Below are 873 nucleotides of genomic sequence, written 5' to 3'. Positions count from 1 at the left end.
TAGGGCACGTTGAACTTTATTAACAAAACAAAAAACGATTTTGGTACAATGCAAGCTCTAACCCAAACAAAGCACCAAAATCGTTATGGCTCGCACCTTACTCACAAATGAACAATGGTACAAGTTAAAGATTATTCTACTACAACTTGGTATCTACAACAAGCACAATCTTAGATTAACCGTAGAAAGCATTTTGTTTCGCATTCGTACAGGCATACCTTGGCGAGATTTACCAGTTTGTTTTGGTTATCATAACACCATTTACAAAACCTTTGTGCGTTGGTCTAAGCTAGGCAAACTCATGAAATTGTTTCAATGCTTATCCGAAGAAGCTGATGCTGAATGGGTATTTATAGATGGCAGTTACATCAAAGCTCATCAACATGCTTGTAATGTCGCTAACAAGACAGAACAAGGCATTGGCAAAAGTGTGGGTGGAAATACCACAAAAATTCATCTTGTGGTAGATGCTTGTGGGAATCCCATAGACTTTATCATCACAGGTGGACAAGTTCATGATGTTAAGATTGCTCCACAGCTGATAGAACAAAACAAACAAGTTTTATCAAAGCATACAGAAGTATTAAGTGCTGACAAGGGTTATGACTGTGATGACCTAAGGGAGCAAATTAAACAAACCAATACAACACCCAACATACCAAAACGCAGTAATAGCAAAAGTAAAGACCAAAACCCAATAGATGACTACTTATACAAATTAAGACACCTAGTAGAAAACGCCTTTGAAAAATGCAAAAGATTTAGAGCGGTTGCTACAAGGTATGATAAGCTACTGGTGTGTTATGAAGGTACAGTAGCTTTGGCTTTTGTTTGTCAATGGGTGAGATTGTTGTGAATGTTCAACGTGCTCTA

General features: G+C 37.6%; 1 protein-coding gene. It reads left to right on the top strand.

Features of this window, described 5'->3' with window-relative positions:
* Positions 1-85 precede the first annotated feature (85 nt).
* On the top strand, positions 86-856 hold the full coding sequence (locus IM753_RS12790; protein WP_194109446.1) for an IS5 family transposase: 771 nt from the start codon (positions 86-88) through the stop codon (positions 854-856).
* Positions 857-873: the final 17 nt, after the last annotated feature.

The sequence above is a fragment of the Moraxella sp. K127 genome, from assembly GCF_015223095.1.
Taxonomy (GTDB): domain Bacteria; phylum Pseudomonadota; class Gammaproteobacteria; order Pseudomonadales; family Moraxellaceae; genus Moraxella.
The sequence above is the reverse complement of the archived record's forward strand: the minus strand, read 5'-3'. Positions and strand labels throughout refer to the sequence as shown.

Excerpts from the sequence above, each read along its gene's own strand:
- IM753_RS12790 (WP_194109446.1), top strand. The coding sequence starts at position 86 with ATGGCTCGCACCTTACTCACAAATGAACAATGGTACAAGTTAAAGATT.